Annotated in this window: 16 protein-coding genes and 1 pseudogene; 12 read left to right on the top strand and 5 right to left on the bottom strand. The window is 71.7% G+C overall.

Annotation, left to right across the window (positions count from 1 at the left end; genetic code table 11):
- Positions 1-1,060, top strand: a 1,060-nt coding sequence (locus VFZ20_RS20835; RefSeq protein WP_329685869.1) for an ATP-binding protein, incomplete at its 5' end; no start/stop codon positions are given.
- A 129-nt stretch (positions 1,061-1,189) separates the two neighbouring features.
- Here the strand turns inward: VFZ20_RS20835 and VFZ20_RS20830 are convergent.
- On the bottom strand, positions 1,190-2,419 hold the full coding sequence (locus tag VFZ20_RS20830; protein ID WP_329685868.1) for a serine hydrolase domain-containing protein: 1,230 nt from the start codon (positions 2,417-2,419) through the stop codon (positions 1,190-1,192).
- Between the two features lie 226 nt (positions 2,420-2,645).
- On the opposite strand from VFZ20_RS20830, the gene VFZ20_RS20825 reads away from it, so the two are divergent.
- The 9 genes from VFZ20_RS20825 to VFZ20_RS20785 all read left to right on the top strand — a co-directional run bounded on the left by VFZ20_RS20825 (position 2,646) and on the right by VFZ20_RS20785 (position 11,415).
- Positions 2,646-3,575, top strand: coding sequence for a S1/P1 nuclease (locus VFZ20_RS20825; protein ID WP_329685867.1), 930 nt, complete (start codon positions 2,646-2,648; stop codon positions 3,573-3,575).
- A 218-nt stretch (positions 3,576-3,793) separates the two neighbouring features.
- The gene (locus VFZ20_RS20820) at positions 3,794-4,690 is read left to right on the top strand and encodes a hypothetical protein (RefSeq protein ID WP_329685866.1); all 897 of its coding nucleotides are present in this window, start codon (positions 3,794-3,796) and stop codon (positions 4,688-4,690) included.
- A 248-nt stretch (positions 4,691-4,938) separates the two neighbouring features.
- Positions 4,939-5,292, top strand: a complete 354-nt coding sequence (locus tag VFZ20_RS20815; protein WP_329685865.1) for a hypothetical protein — start codon at positions 4,939-4,941, stop codon at positions 5,290-5,292.
- Positions 5,293-5,371: 79 nt separating this feature from the next.
- Entirely contained in the window at positions 5,372-6,145 is a 774-nt protein-coding gene (locus VFZ20_RS20810) for a M90 family metallopeptidase (protein ID WP_329685864.1), read from the top strand.
- Positions 6,146-6,523: 378 nt separating this feature from the next.
- Complete coding sequence (locus tag VFZ20_RS20805; RefSeq protein WP_329685870.1) at positions 6,524-6,829, top strand: GIY-YIG nuclease family protein; 306 nt, start codon at positions 6,524-6,526, stop codon at positions 6,827-6,829.
- 254 nt (positions 6,830-7,083) lie between these two features.
- Positions 7,084-8,523: a DNA-3-methyladenine glycosylase 2 gene (locus tag VFZ20_RS20800; protein WP_329685863.1), complete on the top strand. Its 1,440-nt coding sequence runs from the start codon at positions 7,084-7,086 to the stop codon at positions 8,521-8,523.
- Positions 8,520-9,005, top strand: coding sequence for a methylated-DNA--[protein]-cysteine S-methyltransferase (locus VFZ20_RS20795; RefSeq protein ID WP_329685862.1), 486 nt, complete (start codon positions 8,520-8,522; stop codon positions 9,003-9,005). The genes VFZ20_RS20800 and VFZ20_RS20795 overlap by 4 nt, the downstream gene beginning before the upstream one ends.
- Positions 9,006-9,079: 74 nt before the next feature.
- Positions 9,080-9,934, top strand: a complete 855-nt coding sequence (locus VFZ20_RS20790) for an isocitrate lyase/phosphoenolpyruvate mutase family protein (protein WP_329685861.1) — start codon at positions 9,080-9,082, stop codon at positions 9,932-9,934.
- The gene (locus tag VFZ20_RS20785; protein ID WP_329685860.1) at positions 9,934-11,415 is read left to right on the top strand and encodes a pyridoxal phosphate-dependent decarboxylase family protein; all 1,482 of its coding nucleotides are present in this window, start codon (positions 9,934-9,936) and stop codon (positions 11,413-11,415) included. The genes VFZ20_RS20790 and VFZ20_RS20785 overlap by 1 nt, the downstream gene beginning before the upstream one ends.
- A 248-nt stretch (positions 11,416-11,663) precedes the next feature.
- On the opposite strand, the gene VFZ20_RS20780 is transcribed toward VFZ20_RS20785, so the two are convergent.
- Positions 11,664-13,349 carry an ATP-dependent DNA helicase RecQ gene (locus VFZ20_RS20780; protein WP_329685859.1) on the bottom strand — a complete coding sequence of 562 codons (1,686 nt, stop codon included), beginning with the start codon at positions 13,347-13,349 and terminating at the stop codon, positions 11,664-11,666.
- A 386-nt stretch (positions 13,350-13,735) separates the two neighbouring features.
- Between VFZ20_RS20780 and VFZ20_RS20775 the strand changes: the two genes are divergently transcribed.
- Positions 13,736-14,416: an OmpA family protein gene (locus VFZ20_RS20775; protein ID WP_329685858.1), complete on the top strand. Its 681-nt coding sequence runs from the start codon at positions 13,736-13,738 to the stop codon at positions 14,414-14,416.
- A gap of 107 nt (positions 14,417-14,523) precedes the next feature.
- On the opposite strand, the gene VFZ20_RS20770 is transcribed toward VFZ20_RS20775, so the two are convergent.
- The 3 genes from VFZ20_RS20770 to hutG all read right to left on the bottom strand — a co-directional run bounded on the left by VFZ20_RS20770 (position 14,524) and on the right by hutG (position 16,785).
- Positions 14,524-14,895 carry an arginase family protein gene (locus VFZ20_RS20770; RefSeq protein ID WP_329685857.1) on the bottom strand — a complete coding sequence of 124 codons (372 nt, stop codon included), beginning with the start codon at positions 14,893-14,895 and terminating at the stop codon, positions 14,524-14,526.
- Positions 14,846-15,361, bottom strand: coding sequence for an arginase family protein (locus tag VFZ20_RS20765; RefSeq protein ID WP_329685856.1), 516 nt, complete (start codon positions 15,359-15,361; stop codon positions 14,846-14,848). Before VFZ20_RS20765 ends, VFZ20_RS20770 begins: the two co-directional genes overlap by 50 nt.
- 491 nt (positions 15,362-15,852) lie before the next feature.
- Positions 15,853-16,785, bottom strand: a complete 933-nt coding sequence (gene hutG / locus VFZ20_RS20760) for a formimidoylglutamase (protein WP_329685855.1) — start codon at positions 16,783-16,785, stop codon at positions 15,853-15,855.
- A 181-nt stretch (positions 16,786-16,966) separates the two neighbouring features.
- On the opposite strand from hutG, the pseudogene VFZ20_RS32800 reads away from it, so the two are divergent.
- A pseudogene (locus VFZ20_RS32800) lies at positions 16,967-17,133 on the top strand (tryptophan--tRNA ligase); the annotation flags it as partial.

Genomic DNA, 17,133 nt, shown 5'->3' with positions numbered 1-17,133 from the left:
CATCCAGGGCAACGTGGAGATGCTGCTGCTGGAGGTGCCGCAGGCGGGCGTGGTGCGCGAGGACCTCATGGAGATCAAGCGCGCGGCCACCCGCGCGGCGTCGCTCACGCGGCAGCTGCTGGCGTTCAGCCGCAAGCAGATGCTCACGCCCAAGGTGCTGGACCTGAACGCCGCCGTCCGCGAACTGGAGCGCATGCTGGGCCGGGTGATCGGCGAGGACGTGCAGCTGGAGACGCGGCTGAACGCCGATGCCGCGGCCGTGCGGGCGGACCCCGGGCAGCTGGAGCAGGTGGTGCTCAACCTGGCCGTGAACGCCCGCGACGCCATGCCCCGGGGCGGCGTGCTGCGCATCGAGACGCGCGAGGTGCGGCTGGACGAGACCGATGCCGCCCGCTACCCCTATCCCGTGGACCCCGGCCACTACGTGCGGCTCACGGTGAGCGACACGGGCGTGGGGATGTCGCCGGAGGTGCTGGCGCGCGTCTTCGAGCCGTTCTTCACCACCAAGGAGCCGGGCCGGGGCACGGGGCTGGGCCTGTCCACGGTGTACGGCATCGTCAAGCAGAGCGGCGGCTACGTGTGGGCCGAGAGCGAGGAGGGCCGCGGCTCGTCGTTCCGCGTGTACCTGCCCCTGGTGCGCGAGGAGCCGGACCGGCCCGAGCCGCAGCCGGAGCCCGCCCCGTCGGCCCGGGCGGGGGGCGTGGTGCTGCTGGTGGAGGACGAGGAGGGGGTGCGCAGCCTGTCGCGCCGCATCCTGGAGCGGCGGGGCTACACGGTGCTGGCCGCCAGCAACGCCGCCGAGGCGCGGGCGCTGTTCTCGGGCAACGGCAGCCGCGTGGACCTGCTGCTGACGGACGTGGTGATGCCGCACGAGAGCGGCCGCGAGCTGGCCGAGGCGCTGCTGCCCCTGCAGCCGGACCTGCGCGTGGTGTTCATGTCCGGCTACACGGACGACGCGCTCATCCGCCACGGCGTGCTGGAGGACCGCTTTCGCCTGCTGGAAAAGCCGTTCGCCCCCGAGGGCCTGGCCCGCGTCGTGGCCGAGGCGCTGGAGACGTAGGCTCCCGCGGCGGGACGGGAACGACGAGGCTCACACGGCGCCTTCGGCGAACGGGGTCAACGGTAACTGCAAACGACTGAAGCAGTAACCGTTGATCCCGTTCGCGAAGCGCCGTGTGAGAATCGGTTTTCAGCCCGCGTCCACCTGGCCCGTCAGGCGCTCGTAGACGCGGCGGCGGATGCGGGTCATGTCCACCTCCTGCTTGGGCGTGTAGACGCGGTTGGTCAGCAGCACCATCCACGTCCCCGAGCGCGGGTCCATCCACAGCGCCGTGCCCGTGGAGCCCGTGTGGCCAATTCCGTACACGTCCTTGCACGCCACCGGGTCCTTGACCTTGCCCTCGCGGCAGTAGGTCACCCACCCCAGGGCAAAGCTCCCCGCGCCCGGCTGCGGCGCCAGGAACGTGCGGATGGTCTCCTCCCGCAGCACGCGCACGTTCCCCAGCCGTCCCCCGTTGGCCATCATGGCCGCGAACCGCCCCAGGTCCGCCGCCGTGCTGAACAGCCCCGCGTTGCCCGCGCGGCCGTTGAGCGCGCGGCCGATCTCGTCGTACGAGCCGCCCGCGTACGGCTCGCCCGTGCTCAGGCGCAGCGTGGGCGCGCAGCGGGTGCACCCCCGCGCGGGCGAGAACCGCGTGTCCTGCATCCCCAGCGGGTTCCACACCCGGCGCTGCAGCAGGCGCTCCAGCGGCTCGCCCGCCGCGCGCTCCGCCGCCGTCCACAGCAGCACGAAGCCGATGTCGGAGTACAGCACCTCGTCGCCCGGCTCCAGGGCCAGCGGCCGCGTGATGAGGTAGCGACGCACGTCGGCCGGCGGCGCGTCCATGTTGATGTTTGCGGCGCCCGCGCGCAGGCCGGCCGTGTGCGTGAGCAGCTGGCGGATCGTCACCGTGCCCTTGTCGCCGCCGGAGAACTCCGGCACGTAGCGCGACACGCGGTCGCCCAGGCGCATCTTGCCGTCCTCCACCAGCAGCATCACCGCCGTGGTGGTGGCGACGGCCTTGGTGAGCGAGGCCAGGTCGTACAGCGTGTGCTCGGGGTCCACGAAGTCCGCCTCGTCCGTCCACCCCACGCGGCCCATGCCGGACAGGTGCACCCGCTGCCCCCGCACGCCCACGGCCAGTGCCGCGCCGGGAAACGATCCCAGCTCGATCTGCCGGCGAATAACCGCTTCGGCCGTGCGGATGCGCTCCTGCTCGAAGACGACCGGCGCCTCCGCCGTCGCCGCCTCGGCCTCCACCCGCGCGCCGCCGGCGGGGCTGGTGGGGTCCGAGCACGCCGACGCGTACATCCCCGTGGCCGTCGCCATCGCCACCAGGGGAATCAGCCAGCCGTTTCGCCTCGTCCGTTCGTACTCCATCGTCGCTCGTCTCCCGCTCGGGGGTAGAACTGCGCTACGATGGTACAGGGCAAGTCCTGTTCCCGTATCAGCTTAGCCGGAAATTCCGGTCGATCTGCCGAGTTCGGCGGATCAGCCGGATGCCTGTCCGCCCCATCCGCGTCCCGGTGGTCCGCCGTTTGACGCGAGGGGCCGGGCGTCCGATCTTGGTCGCCTGGACTCACCCTGAACACCGACGCACGGACCGATGAAGCTGCGCGCACTGCTGCCGCTGACCGCCGCCGCGACGCTCCTGTGGAGCACGCCGGCCCACGCCTGGGACGAGCTGGGACACCGCGTGGTGGCCCGCATTGCCTGGGACCACATGACCCCCGCCGCGCGCCAGAACGCCGTCCGGCTGCTGCAGGCCGCGCCGCCCGCCTCCGGCATCGCCGAGCTCATGCCGCAGACGGGCACGATGGAGGAGCGGCAGCGCGAGTGGTTCGTGTGGGCCGCCGTGTGGGCGGACATGATCCGCGACCGTGACCACGCCGGCGCCCGCTACGCCCACGCCGACTGGCACTACGTCAACTTCTTCTGGGAGCAGATGCCGGACGGCACGCGCCGCGACCGGCCCGACCTGCCCCGCGCGGGCTTTCTCATCGACCAGATGGAGCGGATCGGCACCACGCTGGGCAACCCCAGCGTGCCGGATTCCGCCAAGACCATCGACCTGATGTGGGCGCTGCACCTGGCAGGCGACGCGCACCAGCCGCTGCACAACAACGCGCGCATCACCCCGCAGGACCCCGAGGGCGACCGCGGCGGCAACAGCTTTCGCCTCGCGGGGCTGTATCCGATGACCAACCTGCACTCCCTGTGGGACGGCCTGGTGGGCTTCTCCATGCCCTGGTCGCCCGCGGACCGCTCCGAGGCGGACTACGTGGGGAGCATCGCCCGGCGCATCGCGGCCCAGTACCCGCAGTCGCGCATGCGCGGCCAGATCGAGCCCGGGGAGTTCGAGGAGTGGTCGCGCGAGGGGTTCCGCGTGGCGCAGCGCGTGGCGTACACGGGCATCGTCCGCGACCAGCGCGCGCCCGCCAGCTACCGCGCGTCAGCCTGGAACGCCGCCGAGCCGCGCCTGGCCCTGGCCGGCTACCGCCTGGCCGACCTGCTGAACCGCACGCTGGGCAGCTGATCGCCCGGACGTAAACCGAACTGCTTCTCACGCAGAGGGAGCAGAGGCAGCAGAGTACCCCGGTTCCGCGCGGAGCCGGGGTGCTCTGCGTTTGGGGCCGACCTCACGATCCCGGGTGTGACCGAAACGTTACGTTCGTTGCGAATCCCGGCTGCTGCCGGCAGCGTAGTTCCGCGCGTAAAAAGACGAGAGAAGAAACCACGCACGAGGAGAAACGCGTGAGTACACTGCCGACGGCCGGCTACCCGCACGACCCCCCGCTCCGGGCTCGCATCCAGGCATTTTCGCCGGACGAGCCCGGTGTCGTTTTCCCCTTCAGCGCGCGGCTGGCACGCGAGAACGGCTGGACCCGCGCCTTTGCGCAGCGGGTGATGGAGGAGTACCGCCGCTTCGTGTACCTGGCCATGACGGCCGGGCACCCCGTGACGCCCTCCGTGGAGGTGGACCAGGCGTGGCACCTGCACCTCACCTGCACGCGGTCGTACTGGGAGGAGATGTGCGGCCGCGTGCTGGGCCGCCCGCTGCACCACGATCCCACCCGGGGCGGCCGCGCGGAGAGCGACAAGTTCGTGGACTGGTACGCCCGCACGCTGGACAGCTACCGGCGCGCCTTTGGCCACGCGCCGCCGACGGACGTCTGGCCTTCCCCGGCGGAGCGGTTCGCGCCGGCCGGACGCATCCGGCAGGTGTCCGATGCCACGCACTGGGTCCTCCGCAAGCCGCGCCTGCCCCGCCGGTTGGCTGCGGCGGTCGCCATCGGAGCGCTCCTGACCGTCGCCGCCTGCACGGCGGGTGAGGTACAGCCGCAGACGTTTCTGACCGTGGCCGTCCTCGCCGCCGTCTTCGGAGGCGCCGTCCTCTCCAGCGCCCGCCGCGGCACGTCGCGCGGCGCCCCGGCCGCGCGCAGGCGTGGCTCGTCCGCCTTCGGGAGACGCGGGAGCGCGGCGGGCGGAACGGGTTATGGGGGCAGCGGTTGGGACGGCGGCGACTCGGACCCCGGCTGGGGCGGCGGCGGGGGACACTGCGCGGACGGCGGTGGCGGAGACTGCGGCGACGGTGGGGGAGGAGACGGCGGGGGTGGCTGCGGCGGCGGATGCGGAGGGTGCGGTGGATGAGCGGAATCACCGGCGGGCGCGTGCGAATGAGCATGCGCCCGCCCTCTCGTTTTCGGGCACCGCGCGGATGCCGGTCCGGGACGCGGCGGTCCCGTTCGGATCGCTCTCATCCGTCCACATGTCGGCTTCCCCATGTGCCGTCCGGGCGGGCGTAAACTCGCTTCCGGAGGGGGCTTGTGCGATCCGGTCCTCGGGTGTACACATTGTCCCGGCGATGCGACGACGATCCCCCGGACGGGAGGTGCGCGATGCGGCTGCTCGCGGTGTTTCTGCTGTTCCTGGCGTTCGCGGCGGCGGTGCCCGCGGCGCTGGATGCGTTCCAGGCCGGCGCGCCGCTGGCGGACGCGCGCACCGTGCTGCGCGAGGTGGCGCGGGCGCAGACGGAGTACCGCGCGGCGCACGGCCGCTACACGGCGTCGCTACGGGCGCTAGGGTTGCGCCGCCCGGCGGACGTGGACGTGCGCATCACCGCGGAGGGCGGGGGCGGATACGCCGCCGTGGCCGTGGCGGACGGGGAGGAGTGCGCCCTCTACCACGGCACGGCGTCCCCGCCGCGGAGCTATGCGCGCACGGCGGGGCTCATCGCCTGCCGCGCGCGGTGACGGGCGGATTGGCGCGGCGGGGACGCGGGCGATAGCATCAGCACCGGCCGCATCCATCCCCCGCGACGGACGATCCATCGTGTTCGGATTTCTGAAGAGGCGCCGCCGCGCGCGCATCCGCCAGCAGCCGTTCCCGCCGGCGTGGCTGGCCATCATCGAGCGCAACGTGCCCATGTACGCCCGCCTTTCGCCGGACGACCAGGCGGAGCTGCGGCGCAAGGTGCTGGTGTTCGTGGCGGAGAAGAACTTCGAGGGTGCAGGCGGGCTGGAGATGCGGGACGAGGTGCGCGTCACCATCGCCGCGCAGGCGTGCATTCTCCTGCTGCGCCTGGATGACGACGAGTACTATCCGCGGCTCCGGTCCATCGTCGTCTACCCGGATGCGTACCGGGTGCCGGGCCAGCAGCGCGACGGGGCCGTCGTCGCGGGCGACGCCGTGCACCTGGGCGAGTCGTGGCAGCACGGGGCGGTGGTGCTGGCGTGGAACAGCGCGCGTCGCGGCGCGGTGGACCCGCGCGACGGCAAGAACGTGATCCTGCACGAGTTCGCCCACCAGCTGGACCAGGAGGACGGCGCGGCGGACGGCACGCCGGAGCTGGAGGCGTGGGCCTGCTACGCGCCATGGGGGCGCGTGCTCAGCGAGCACTACCTGGCGCTGCGCAAGGTGGCCGGCCGGGGCGGCAAGGCGGTGCTGGACACGTACGGTGCCACGAACGAGGCGGAGTTCTTCGCGGTGGCCACGGAGGCGTTCTTCGAACGTCCCGCGCTGCTGCAGGCGCGCCACCCGGACCTGTACGAGGAGCTTGCGCGCTACTTCAACCAGGATCCCGCCGCTCCGGCCAGGCGGGACTGATGGTATGAAGCAGGACCGGCCTGACGCCTTTCGGCGCCATGCGCACTAGCATCATCCTGAGGAGCCGCCGCGCGAACTCCGCTCGGGCGTGATCCACGGCGGCGACGAAGGATCTTGTCCGCGAGACTCGGGGCCAGGCTCCCTCGCATGATCTCTCCTGTCGCGTGTCGAGACGTGGGTCACTCCGTCTCGCAAGAAGCGTCATCCTGAGGAGCCGCCGCGCAAAGTCTGCCCGGGCGTGATCCATGGCGGCGACGAAGGATCTTGTCTGCGAGACTCGGAGCCAGCCTCCGCGCGCGGTCTCTCCCGCCGCGCTTCGGATGAACGCGCGTGAGGCGAACCCGGAAGCCGCTGCCACCAGCGAGAGTGAGCAGGGGAATGCATTGCGTTTACATTCTCGCCAGCGCGAAGCGGGTGCTCTACGTCGGGATGACGAACGACCTGCGACGCCGTTTGTACGAGCACAAGACAGGCGCGATCCCGGGATTCACCGCGCGCTACAACATCGATCGGCTCGTCCATTATGAGTGCACGTCCGATCCGAACGCTGCCATCCGACGAGAGAAGCAGTTGAAAGGGTGGAAGCGTGAGCGGAAGGTCGAACTGATTGCGGCAGGGAATCCGGAATGGGATGATCTCTCGGATCAGGTCGGGCTCCTCGGAAGGGCGAGGCGCGTGTGCTGAGCTCCGCGCGCGAGAGCCGGCTCCGAGTCTCGCACACAAGATCCTTCGGTCGCGCCAAAGACCCGTGTGAGTTCATGTTATGCGCGGCGCTCCCTCAGGATGACGCTGCTTGGGCGCCATTGAGCAGGTCGGCCACCCAGCCAGGGATGACGCATCTTTGGTGTCGATCATGGAAGCAGAAGCGTAATCGAGTGCGAAATTCCAGCGAAGAGATCAGGACGACGGACGGCGGCGAGACAGTTAGCGTTGGGACCATGATCCTTACGCGCGACCACATGCTGCAGCGGTTCTACGCCCGCGACCGCGCCAGCAACGGCCGATTCATCACGGGCGTCTTGACGACGGGCATCTACTGCCTGCCGAGCTGCACGGCGCGCAAGCCGCTGCCCGAGAACGTGCGCTTCTTCGCCACGCGCGACGACGCGCGCTCCGCCGGCCTGCGCCCCTGCCGAAGGTGCCGGCCGGACGACTTCTACCAGCAGTACGACCCGGACGTGCACCTGCTGGAGACGCTCGCGGCCGACATCCGCCGCGATCCGTCCGCCTTTACGGACGCCGCGGCCATGGTCGCCCGGTCCGGCATCGGCACGACCAAGCTGAACGCGCTGTTCCGCCAGCACTTTCACACCACGCCCGCCGGGTTCCTGGCGCGCGAGCGGGTGGCAGCGGCGTGCGCGGCCCTGGCGGACGGGCGCACGGTGACGGACGCGGCGTACGCGGCGGGCTACGAGAGCCTGTCCGCCTTCCACCTGAACTTTCGCCGGCACACGGGGCTCACGCCCGGCGAGTACCGCGCGCTGGGCACCGCGCCGGCGTTCACGCTGGCCCTGCCGGACGGCTTTCGCGCCGAGGCCGTGCTGGACTACCTGGGCCGCGACCCCAACAGCCCGGTGGAGCGCGTCCGCGGGAGCGAGCTGGCGAAGGGCATCCTGCTCGGCGGCGCGCCCGCGAGGCTGCGGCTGGCCTTCGCAAACGGCGCGGCGCACTGCACCGTCGAGGCGGAGCGGACCGTCGGCGCGGGGGAGATGCGCGAGGCGCACGCGGCCGCCGTGCGGATGCTGGGGCTGGCGAGCGAGCCGGGCGCGTTCGAGCGGCACCTGGGCCGCCGTCCGGAGCTGGCGCGGCTGGTGGAGCGCCGTCCCGGGCTGCGCCTGCCGCAGACGGCGGACGCGTGGGAGTGCCTGGTGTGGACCATCGTGGGCCAGCAGGTGAACCTGCCCTTTGCCTTCGCGCTGCGTGGCGTGATCGCCGAGTTGGCCGGGGAGCCCGCGGGGGACGGGCTGCGGGCGCACCCCACGCCGGAGGCCGTCGCGCGGCTGGAGTACGCGGACCTGACCAGCCGTCGCTTTTCGCGCCGCAAGGCCGAGTACGTGATCGACACGGCGCGGGCTATCGCCGAGGGCACGCTGCGCATCGACGGCGGCGAGCGGGAGATGGCGCCCGCGCTGGAGCGCCGCCTGCTGGACGTGCGCGGGCTGGGTCCCTGGTCCGTGGCGTACCTGATGATGCGCGGCTACGGCTTCGCGGACTGCGTGCCGGTGGGCGACGCGGGGCTTACCGCCGCGCTGCAGCGCTTCTTCGATCTGGATCACCGGCCGGGCCCGGCGGAGACGCGGGTGCTGATGGAGCCGTTCGCCCCGTTCCGCAGCCTGGCCACCTACCACCTCTGGACGAGCCTGGGAGACCCGCAATGAACGCATACACCGACACGCTGACGAGCCCCATCGGCACGCTTACCGTCGTGGTGAACGGCGACGGCGCCCTCACGCACGTCCTGTTCGAGGGCCAGTCGCCGCCGGCCGGCGCGCAGGCGGATGCCGACCGCTGCGCCGCCGCCGTCACGCAGCTGCGCGAGTACTTCGCGGGCGAGCGCACGGACTTCGACCTGCCGCTGGCGCCCGCCGGCAGCGCGTTCCAGCGGCAGGTGTGGGACGAGCTGCAGCGCGTGGGGTACGGTGCCGTGACGGACTACCGGGGCCTGGGCGGGCGCATCGGCCGGCCGCACGCGGCCCGCGCCGTGGGCCGGGCCAACGCCACGAACCCGATTCCGATCATCATCCCCTGCCACCGCGTAATCGGCGCGAACGGCAGCCTCACGGGGTACGCGGGCGGGCTGGAGGCCAAGCGCCTGCTGCTGGAGCTGGAGTCGCGCGCGGCCGCCGCCGTCGCCGCCTGATCCCGCGCGGGGTATCTTGCGGGCGGACGCGGCACGGGAGGCCGCGTCCGCGTCCTCTTCCATCCGACGACCTGATGTTCGCGATCGACCTGCCCCAGCGCGCGGACGCGTTCCGCCGCATGCACCAGCCGGATGCCGGCCGCATCCTCGTCCTGCCCAACGCGTGGGACGCCATGAGCGCGCGCCTCATCGAGGACGCGGGCGCGCGCGCCATCGCCACCACCAGCGCGGGCGTGGCGTGGTCGCTGGGCCGCACGGACGGCGAGGGCCTCACGCGCGACCAGATGATCAACGCCGTGGAGCGCATTGCCCGCGTGCGCGTGCCCGTGACGGCGGACGTGGAGCGCGGCTACGGCGACGGTACCCCCGCCGACGTGGCCGAGACGGTGCGCCGCGTGATCGGCGCGGGGGCCGTGGGCATCAACCTGGAGGACGGCACCGGCGGCCCCGCGCTGGTGGACGCGGGTGAGCAGGCGGCGCGCATCGCCGCCGCGCGCGAGGCCGCCTCCGCCGAGGGCGTGGAGATCTACGTCAACGCGCGCATCGACACGTACCTGGCGCAGGTGGGCGCGCCGGAGGGCCGCCTGGACGAGACGGTGCGCCGGGCGAAGGCGTACGCGGGCGTGGGCGCGGACGGCGTGTTCGTCCCCGGTGTGGTGGACGCGGAGACCATCCGCGCGCTCGTTGGCGCCGTGGGCGTGCCGCTGAACGTGATGGCCGGCCGCGGCGGCGGCCCGTCCACCGCGGAGTTGCAGGCGCTGGGTGTGGCGCGCGTGAGCGTGGGGCCGGCGCTCACGCTGGCCGTGATGGCGCAGGTCCGTCGCGCCGCGGCCGAATTGCTGGAGCAGGGCACGTACGAGGCGATGCAGGGCGGGATGGCCTTTCCCGAGGCGAACTCCCTCTTCGCCCGCGCCGGCCGGGAGGCGTAGTGCGGGATCCGAAGGAGACCGATCCGGCGCATCCGCCGGAGGCAACGCTGGACCCGGCGGACTGGGACGCGTTTCGCGCGCTGGCCCACCGCATGGTGGACGACACGGTGGAGTACCTGGCCACGCTGCGGGAGCGCGCGCCCTGGCAGCCCATGCCCCCCACGGTCCGCGACGGTTTCGACGAGCCGCTGCCGCGCGTCGGGGAAGGGGAGGCGGCGGCGTACGAGCAGTTCCGCGCGCGCGTCCAGCCCTATCCCAACGGCAACCTGCATCCCCGCTTCTGGGGCTGGGTGCAGGGCAACGGCACGCCGCTGGGGATGATGGCGGACATGCTGGCCGCGGCCATGAACCCGCACCTGGCCGGCTTCAACCAGGCGCCGGCCCGGGTGGAGCACCAGGTGATCCGCTGGCTGGCGCAGCTGATGGGATTTCCCGCGGACGCCGGCGGGGTGCTGGTCACCGGCGGGACGATGGCCAACCTGCTGGGGCTGAACGTGGCGCGTCACGCGCGCGCCGGCTGGGACGTGCGCAAGCTGGGGATGGAGGGCGGCCCGCGGCTCACCGTCTACGGCGCGTCCGAGACGCACGGGTGGATCCGCAAGGCCGTGGAGCTGATGGGGATGGGCCATCGTTCCTATCGACCGGTCGCGGTGGACGAGGCGTATCGCATCGACCTGGACGCGCTCGCGGCCGCCGTGCGCGAGGACCGCGCGGCGGGGCATCGTCCCCTGTGCGTCATCGGCACGGCGGGGACGGTGAACACGGGCGCGACGGACGACCTCGCCGCGCTGGCGGACTTTTGCGCGGCGGAAGGGCTGTGGTTTCACGTGGACGGCGCGTTCGGCGCGTGGGCGTATACGTCCGACGCGCTCCGGCCGATGGTGGCCGGGATGGAGCGCGCGGACTCGCTCGGCTTCGACCTGCACAAGTGGGGATACCTGCCGTTCGAGTGCGCCTGCGTGCTCGTGCGTGATCCCGCGCTGCACCGCGCCGCCTTCGCGTCCGCGGCGCCGTACCTGGCCGTATCGGAGCGCGGCGTCACGGCGGGCGGGCTGCCCTTCGCCGACCGCGGCGTGGACCTGACGCGCGGCTTCAAGGCACTCAAGGTGTGGATGTCGTTCAAGGCGCACGGGGTGGATGCCCTCGTGCGGCTGGTGGAGCAGAACGTGGCGCAGGCGCGGTACCTGGCCGCGCGCGTGGAGGCCAGCCCGTCGCTGGAGCTGGTGGCGCCCGTGCCGCTGAACGTGGTCTGCTTTCGCTACGCGCCGGCGGACCTGCCCGAGGCGGCGCGCAACGCCGTGAACGAGGAGATCCTGCTGCGCCTGCAGGAAGGCGGCATCGCCGTCCCGTCCGGGACGACGCTCGGCGGCCGGTTCGCCATCCGCTGCGCCATCGTGAACCACCGCAGTCGCCGGGCGGATTTCGACGCGCTGGTGGAGGCCGTGGAGCGCATCGGGCGGGAGGTGGTGGAGGGGCGGTAGGCGGGAAGGGGGAAGAGCTTCGGAAATGAGCCGGGCTCCAGCCGGAGCGAATGAATTCGCCGCTGGAAAGGCGCGAAGTCCGCCTGCGCGGACTGGTCCGTCGCGGGCGAGTGCCGTGGAGCGACACCGACCTTCCAAGTAGAAAACAACCTCCCCCGCGTAGCGGGGGAGGTCGCGAGTCGACGAGCGGGTGGGGGCCCTCGCCCGTGCCGAGGTCCCTACTTGGTACTTGGTACTTGGTACTGGCCTTACTCGATCCGGCTCAGGAAATCCAGCCGGATCATCCGGGTGCCGTGGCCCTCGAAGTCCACCTCGGCCTTGTCGCCCACGACGGCGAGCACCAGGCCCTCGCCGAACGTGCCGTGCGACACCTCGTCGCCCGTGACGATGGCGTCGGCCGGGACGGCGTCCGGCGCGAACGACTCGGCGGCGATGGCGGGCGTCTCGGCGGCGGCCGTCATCCCCTCCACCTTGGGGGCCACGCAGTTGTCGCAGTGGCCGCACGTCCACGCCTCGTCGTGCGCCTCGCCAAAGTAGGCCAGGATGAGCCGCGTGCGGCACTTGGCCGTGCGGCAGTAGCGCACCATCTCCTCCAGCTTCACGCGGTCCTGCGCGCGGCGCGTCTCGTAGTCCTGCAGCTCGCGGCTCAGGTCCGCCGCGGCCACGTCGGGCTTGAGGCGCTCCCACAGGCCGCCGCGGTGCTCGCGCACCATCCCGTGCCGCTTGAGCAGCGTAAGGACGATGCGCGCCTTGCGGCGCGGCACCTCGGCCATGTCGGCGATCTCGTCCAGGGGCCGCTTTTCCTCCAGCGCCATGCGGTTGACGATGCGCGCCGTGGCGATGGCCTCGTCCAGGTCCGGGTACTTGCCGCCCAGGAAGTAGCCCTGGACGCCGCGGTCCTCCTCGCGGTACAGGATCACGCACCGCGACGGCTCCGCGTCACGCCCCGCGCGCCCGGCCTCCTGGTAGTACGACTCCATGGAGCCCGGGAAGTGGTAGTGCACGATGAAGCGGATGTCCGGCTTGTCGATCCCCAGGCCGAACGCGTTCGTGGCGACGACGGCCTTGACCTCGCCGGCCATGAAGCGGTCCTGCGCCTCGTGCCGCTCCTTTGCGCCCAGCTTGCCGTGGTACAGGGCCAGCTTGTGCCGCTTGCCGAACTCCTCGTACAGGCGCTCGGCCTCCTTGACCGTGGCCACGTAGACGATCCCCGTCCCCTCCGCCTTGCGCAGCACCTGCTCCAAGGCCGCGTCCTTTTGCGACTCGTTGACGGTGGGCTGCACCTCCAGGAACAGGTTGGGGCGGATGAGCTCGCCCACCCAGGTGAACGGGTCGCGCATCCGCAGCTGGTGCGTGATGTCCTCGCGCACCTGCGGCGACGCCGTGGCCGTCAGCGCCAGCACGGGCGGGCGCCCCAGCCGCTCGGCGATGCCGCCCAGCATCATGTAGTCCGGCCGGAAGTCGTGGCCCCACTGGCTCACGCAGTGCGCCTCGTCCACCACGAAGAGCGACACCTCGCGGTCCAGCAGCACCTCGAAGAAGTCGCGGTCGCGAAAGCGCTCGGGCGTCAGATACAGGATCTTGCCGTCGCCGCTTTCCACGGCCTGCTCGGCCGCGCGCTTTTCGCCGGCGGACTGCGCGGAGTTGATGGTCCACGCGTCCAGGCCCAGCTCGTCCAGCTTGTCCGTCTGGTCCTTCATCAGCGCGATGAGGGGAGACACGACGACGGTGAGGCCGGGCAGCAGCAGGCCGGGAAGCTGGTAGATGAGCGACTTGCCCGCGCCCGTGGGCAGCACCACGAGCGCGTCCTGGCCGCCCATCACGGCGCGGATGGTTTCCTCCTGCCCCGGCCGGAACTCGTCCAGGGCAAAGTGCTCCTTGAGGAACGGAAGCAGGTTCGCGTTCGCGTCGGTTTGCGGCGCTGCGGTCGGCAATGCTCGTTGATGGCGCGGGGTAGATCGGCACGTCTGTGAACAAACTCCGGGAGGGGCAAGCACCGGGCCATATCGGCCACGGTGGGACGGTGGTGCAGGCGCGTCGGCACGGCGCGGGACGCTCCGGGCTGAGGTGTCCCCCGGGCAAGTCCCTGCTGTGTCAAGGTTTGAGGACGGTCGGCCACGGGCGTCCGAACCGGTCGCGGCGGTAGCAGGGGGGGCAGGAGCCCGCCAAACTGCTTGCGTTTTCGCGCGGAATCCCCACTTTGGGGGCCTGCGGGACCCACGGCGGCGTCCGGGGGCACCGGCCTTGCAAGGGACGGGGCCCTGAAGTCGCCAATCGGCAGATGTGGCAGGCTAAGCTTCCTTAGACGGAGACACGTGTGATGAACGCTGTATCTCGCAAGTTCACGGTGGCGCTCGCGGCGCTCACCGTCAGCACCGGGATGACCGGGTGCGCGTCGATGAACAACACCGAGCGCGGCGCGGCTGCGGGTGCCGGCGTGGGCGGCGCCATTGGCGCGGTGATCGGACGGCAGACGGGCGGCACGGCCCGCGGAGCCATTATCGGCGCGGTGGTGGGCGGCGCGGCGGGCGCCGTGATCGGCCGGCGGATGGACCGGCAGGCGCAGGAACTGGAGAACAACCTGCCCGCGGCAGAGGTGGAGCGCGTGGGCGAGGGCATCGCGGTGACGTTCGAGAGCGGCGTGCTGTACCCCTTCGACAGCGACCAGGTGCTTCCCGCGGGCCGTGAGAACCTGCGCCAGCTGGCCAACAGCCTGCGCAGCTACCCGGAGACGGAGGTCCTGATCGTGGGCCACACCGACAGCCAGGGCTCGGACGACTACAACATGCGCCTGAGCTACCGCCGGGCGGAGTCGGCGCGCCAGTTCCTGGTGCAGCAGGGCATCAACGGCAGCCGCATCCGCGTGGAGGGCCGCGGTGAGTCGGAGCCCGTGGCCGACAACAGCACCGACGCCGGCCGGGCGCAGAACCGCCGCGTGGAGGTCGCCATCTTCGCGAGCGAGGAGTACCGCCAGCAGATCCTGAACGAGAACCGCCAGTAGTTCGCTGGCTTTCTCGAGACGGCGGAGTTCCGCCCCGGCACCGAAGCTCGGTGCCGGGGCGGATTTTTTTAGTGCGGGAGTGCGAAAGTGCGAGAGTGCGAAAGTAACTACGCGTCCTCCGCGGTCGCGGCGGCGATGCGCAAGGCGGCGGCGGGGATGCGGCTCTCCGCGTCGTACGTGGGGTCGTAGGCGGTGAGGGCGATGGCGCCGATGCGGAGGACGGATCGCAGGATGCGGATCAAGGTCACCACGTCGTCCACGCGCAGGCCCCCGGGGGCCGCGAAGGCGTTCGCCGTACCCTCGCCCGGGTCCAGCACGTCGAGATCCACGTGCAGGTAGACCGTCCCCGTGCGCGACCGCAGGGTGTCCAGCACGGAGGACAGTCGGTGCGCGACGGCGTCGTCCGGATGACGGGGATGCCGGAGGCCGTCAGCAGCGCGTCTTCGCGCGGATCGGTGTCGCGCGTGCCCACCATGCACACGCGATCGTCCGGCACCGCACGAAGCCGGGGATGGTGCCGGCCATCTCCGTCCAGCAGCGGCCGGTGGCGATGGCGAGCGCCATCCCGTCCAGCATCCCGCTGCGCGTGGTCTCCGGCGTGTTGAAGTCGCCGTGCGCGTCCAGCCAGACGATGCCCGGCTCGTCATCCGCCAATCCGGCAAGCGTCCCCAGCGCGGACGCGCAGTTCCCCGCGAGCACGATCGGCAGGGCGCCGGCCGCGCGGGCGGCGGACACGCGCTCGCTCAGCCGCGCGGCTAGGTCGAACGTCGCGCGGATCTCCGGCACCGCCTCCGCCGCCAGCTCCACGCGCTCGGCCGACACCGTGTGGCCGGCGGCGCGCAATTGCTCCTCGAGGCCAGCGTCCAGCAGGCGATCCGGCCCCGCGCCCATCCGCCATCCGCGGATGCCGCTGTCGTACGGAACCGCGATCAGGCGAATGTCCATCGCTCGCAACTGTGTGGATGATGACAACGGATGCCGGGTCCCTGCTGCCGGTCATCTTCTGAAGCCTGTTCGCAGAGCGCGTCGGCGCGAGACAGGGCTTATCGCATTCCAGCGGCGGGTCATGCCAGTTGCGGATCTGAGCCGGTATTCGCGGCGCCCCAGCCTCGGCGAATGAATTCGCGGCTCTGACTGCGCGATGTCGGCCTTCGCCGACAGCTCCTGCCGCACGCCATCGCTGTACACAGAGGCAGCGTTCGAGCCATTGAAGAGCCGCCCCGGTGCACATGGGTTCGCCTGTGCTGGGGCAGTCCGCGCAGGCGGACTTCGCGACTTTCCAGCGGCGAATTCATTCGCTCCGGCTGAGAGACGGCCTCACCGGATCAGATCCGCAATCGGCATCATCCGCTGAGGCTGGGGCTCAGCCCTCTGGCTCCGTCTCGCGTTTCCGCCTAACGCTCCCGCTCAGGCTGGGAGCCAGCTTCCGGCTCGAATCACGGCCGCGCCGCGAGGATCTCCAGCAGCAGCCGCGCGGCCAGGCGCGCCGTGCGCCCATCCGGATCGTAGGGCGGCGACGTTTCCATGATGTCGGCGCCCACCAGGCGCGGATCCACGGCGACGGTGCGCACGATGTCGATCATCTCCCGCGCCGTGAGGCCGCCGGTGCCGGGCGCGCTCACGCCGGGCGCGAACGCCGCATCCGCCGCGTCCATGTCGATGCTCAGGTACAGCGCGTCCGCCCCCGTCGTGGCGCGGTAGAGCGCGGCCTTGGCCACCGTCGCCGCGCCGTGCGACTGCACCTCTTCTACCGTGGACAGGCGGATGCCCTGCGCGGCCGCGAAATCCAGGTAGTAGCGCGAGTTGGCGAACCGGCGGATGCCGATCATCGTCACGTGCGCGCCGTCCAGGATGGGCGTCTCCATGGCGCGGCGGAACGGCGTGCCGCTCGACAGGTGCGCCTCGTCCTCGTACTCGCGCACGTCCAGGTGCGCGTCGATGTTCATCAGCGCCAAGCCGATGTGCGGACGCGCGTCCGCCAGCCCGCGGACGATGGAGCCCGTGATCCCGTGGTCGCCGCCCAAAAAGACGGGGAGCGCGCCGGACGCGAACACCTGCCGCGCAGCCTCCTGGACCTTTGCGTGCGCGTCGGCGCCGTTCATCTGCGGAAGCGCCACGTCGCCCAGGTCCAGCACGGGCGTGACGTCCTTCTCCCCGTCATGGCTGCCGAACGATGCCAGCGCCTCGCGGATGGCGCGTGGCCCAAAGCGCGCGCCCGGCCGCGACGGAATGCCGCCGTCGTACGGAAAACCCAGGACGACGGTGCGCCCGTCCAGCGGCTCGCCCTCGCGGTACGGCTGCAGGAGCGCGGGCGCGCGGGGATCGCGCGGGTCGGGCCCGGCGCGAAGGCCGGCGAGCGGATCGGTCACGACGGGTACGGAGGTGCGTGGTGCGGAAGGTACGGAACGGCGGACCGAAATCCGCCGCGTCGGCTTGTCCGATCTGATCCGGAATGGCTAACTTACGGGGGCCGGGGCGCGCCGGGCCAGCACGGACGCGCCCCGGCGTACATCCATCCTTCGTTCGCGGATCATCACGGCGTTTCCTGACATGCGCATTCTCACCGGGATCCAGCCTTCGGGCATCCTGCACATCGGCAACTACTTCGGCGCCATCAGGCCCATCCTGGACCTCCAGGGGCAGGGCGAGGTGTTCGTCTTTTTGGCGGACCTGCACGCCATGACGTCGCTGCACAACGGCCCCGTCCTGCGCGACAG

This window comes from Longimicrobium sp. (genome assembly GCF_036280135.1).
In the GTDB taxonomy this organism is placed as follows: domain Bacteria; phylum Gemmatimonadota; class Gemmatimonadetes; order Longimicrobiales; family Longimicrobiaceae; genus Longimicrobium.
This window is presented reverse-complemented; position numbering and strand designations above follow the sequence as displayed.

Excerpts from the sequence above, each read along its gene's own strand:
- VFZ20_RS20830 (WP_329685868.1), bottom strand. The coding sequence starts at position 2,419 with ATGGAGTACGAACGGACGAGGCGAAACGGCTGGCTGATTCCCCTGGTG.
- VFZ20_RS20825 (WP_329685867.1), top strand. The coding sequence starts at position 2,646 with ATGAAGCTGCGCGCACTGCTGCCGCTGACCGCCGCCGCGACGCTCCTG.
- VFZ20_RS20815 (WP_329685865.1), top strand. The coding sequence starts at position 4,939 with ATGCGGCTGCTCGCGGTGTTTCTGCTGTTCCTGGCGTTCGCGGCGGCG.
- VFZ20_RS20805 (WP_329685870.1), top strand. The coding sequence starts at position 6,524 with ATGCATTGCGTTTACATTCTCGCCAGCGCGAAGCGGGTGCTCTACGTC.
- VFZ20_RS20800 (WP_329685863.1), top strand. The coding sequence starts at position 7,084 with ATGATCCTTACGCGCGACCACATGCTGCAGCGGTTCTACGCCCGCGAC.
- VFZ20_RS20795 (WP_329685862.1), top strand. The coding sequence starts at position 8,520 with ATGAACGCATACACCGACACGCTGACGAGCCCCATCGGCACGCTTACC.
- VFZ20_RS20790 (WP_329685861.1), top strand. The coding sequence starts at position 9,080 with ATGTTCGCGATCGACCTGCCCCAGCGCGCGGACGCGTTCCGCCGCATG.
- VFZ20_RS20775 (WP_329685858.1), top strand. The coding sequence starts at position 13,736 with ATGAACGCTGTATCTCGCAAGTTCACGGTGGCGCTCGCGGCGCTCACC.
- VFZ20_RS20765 (WP_329685856.1), bottom strand. The coding sequence starts at position 15,361 with ATGGACATTCGCCTGATCGCGGTTCCGTACGACAGCGGCATCCGCGGA.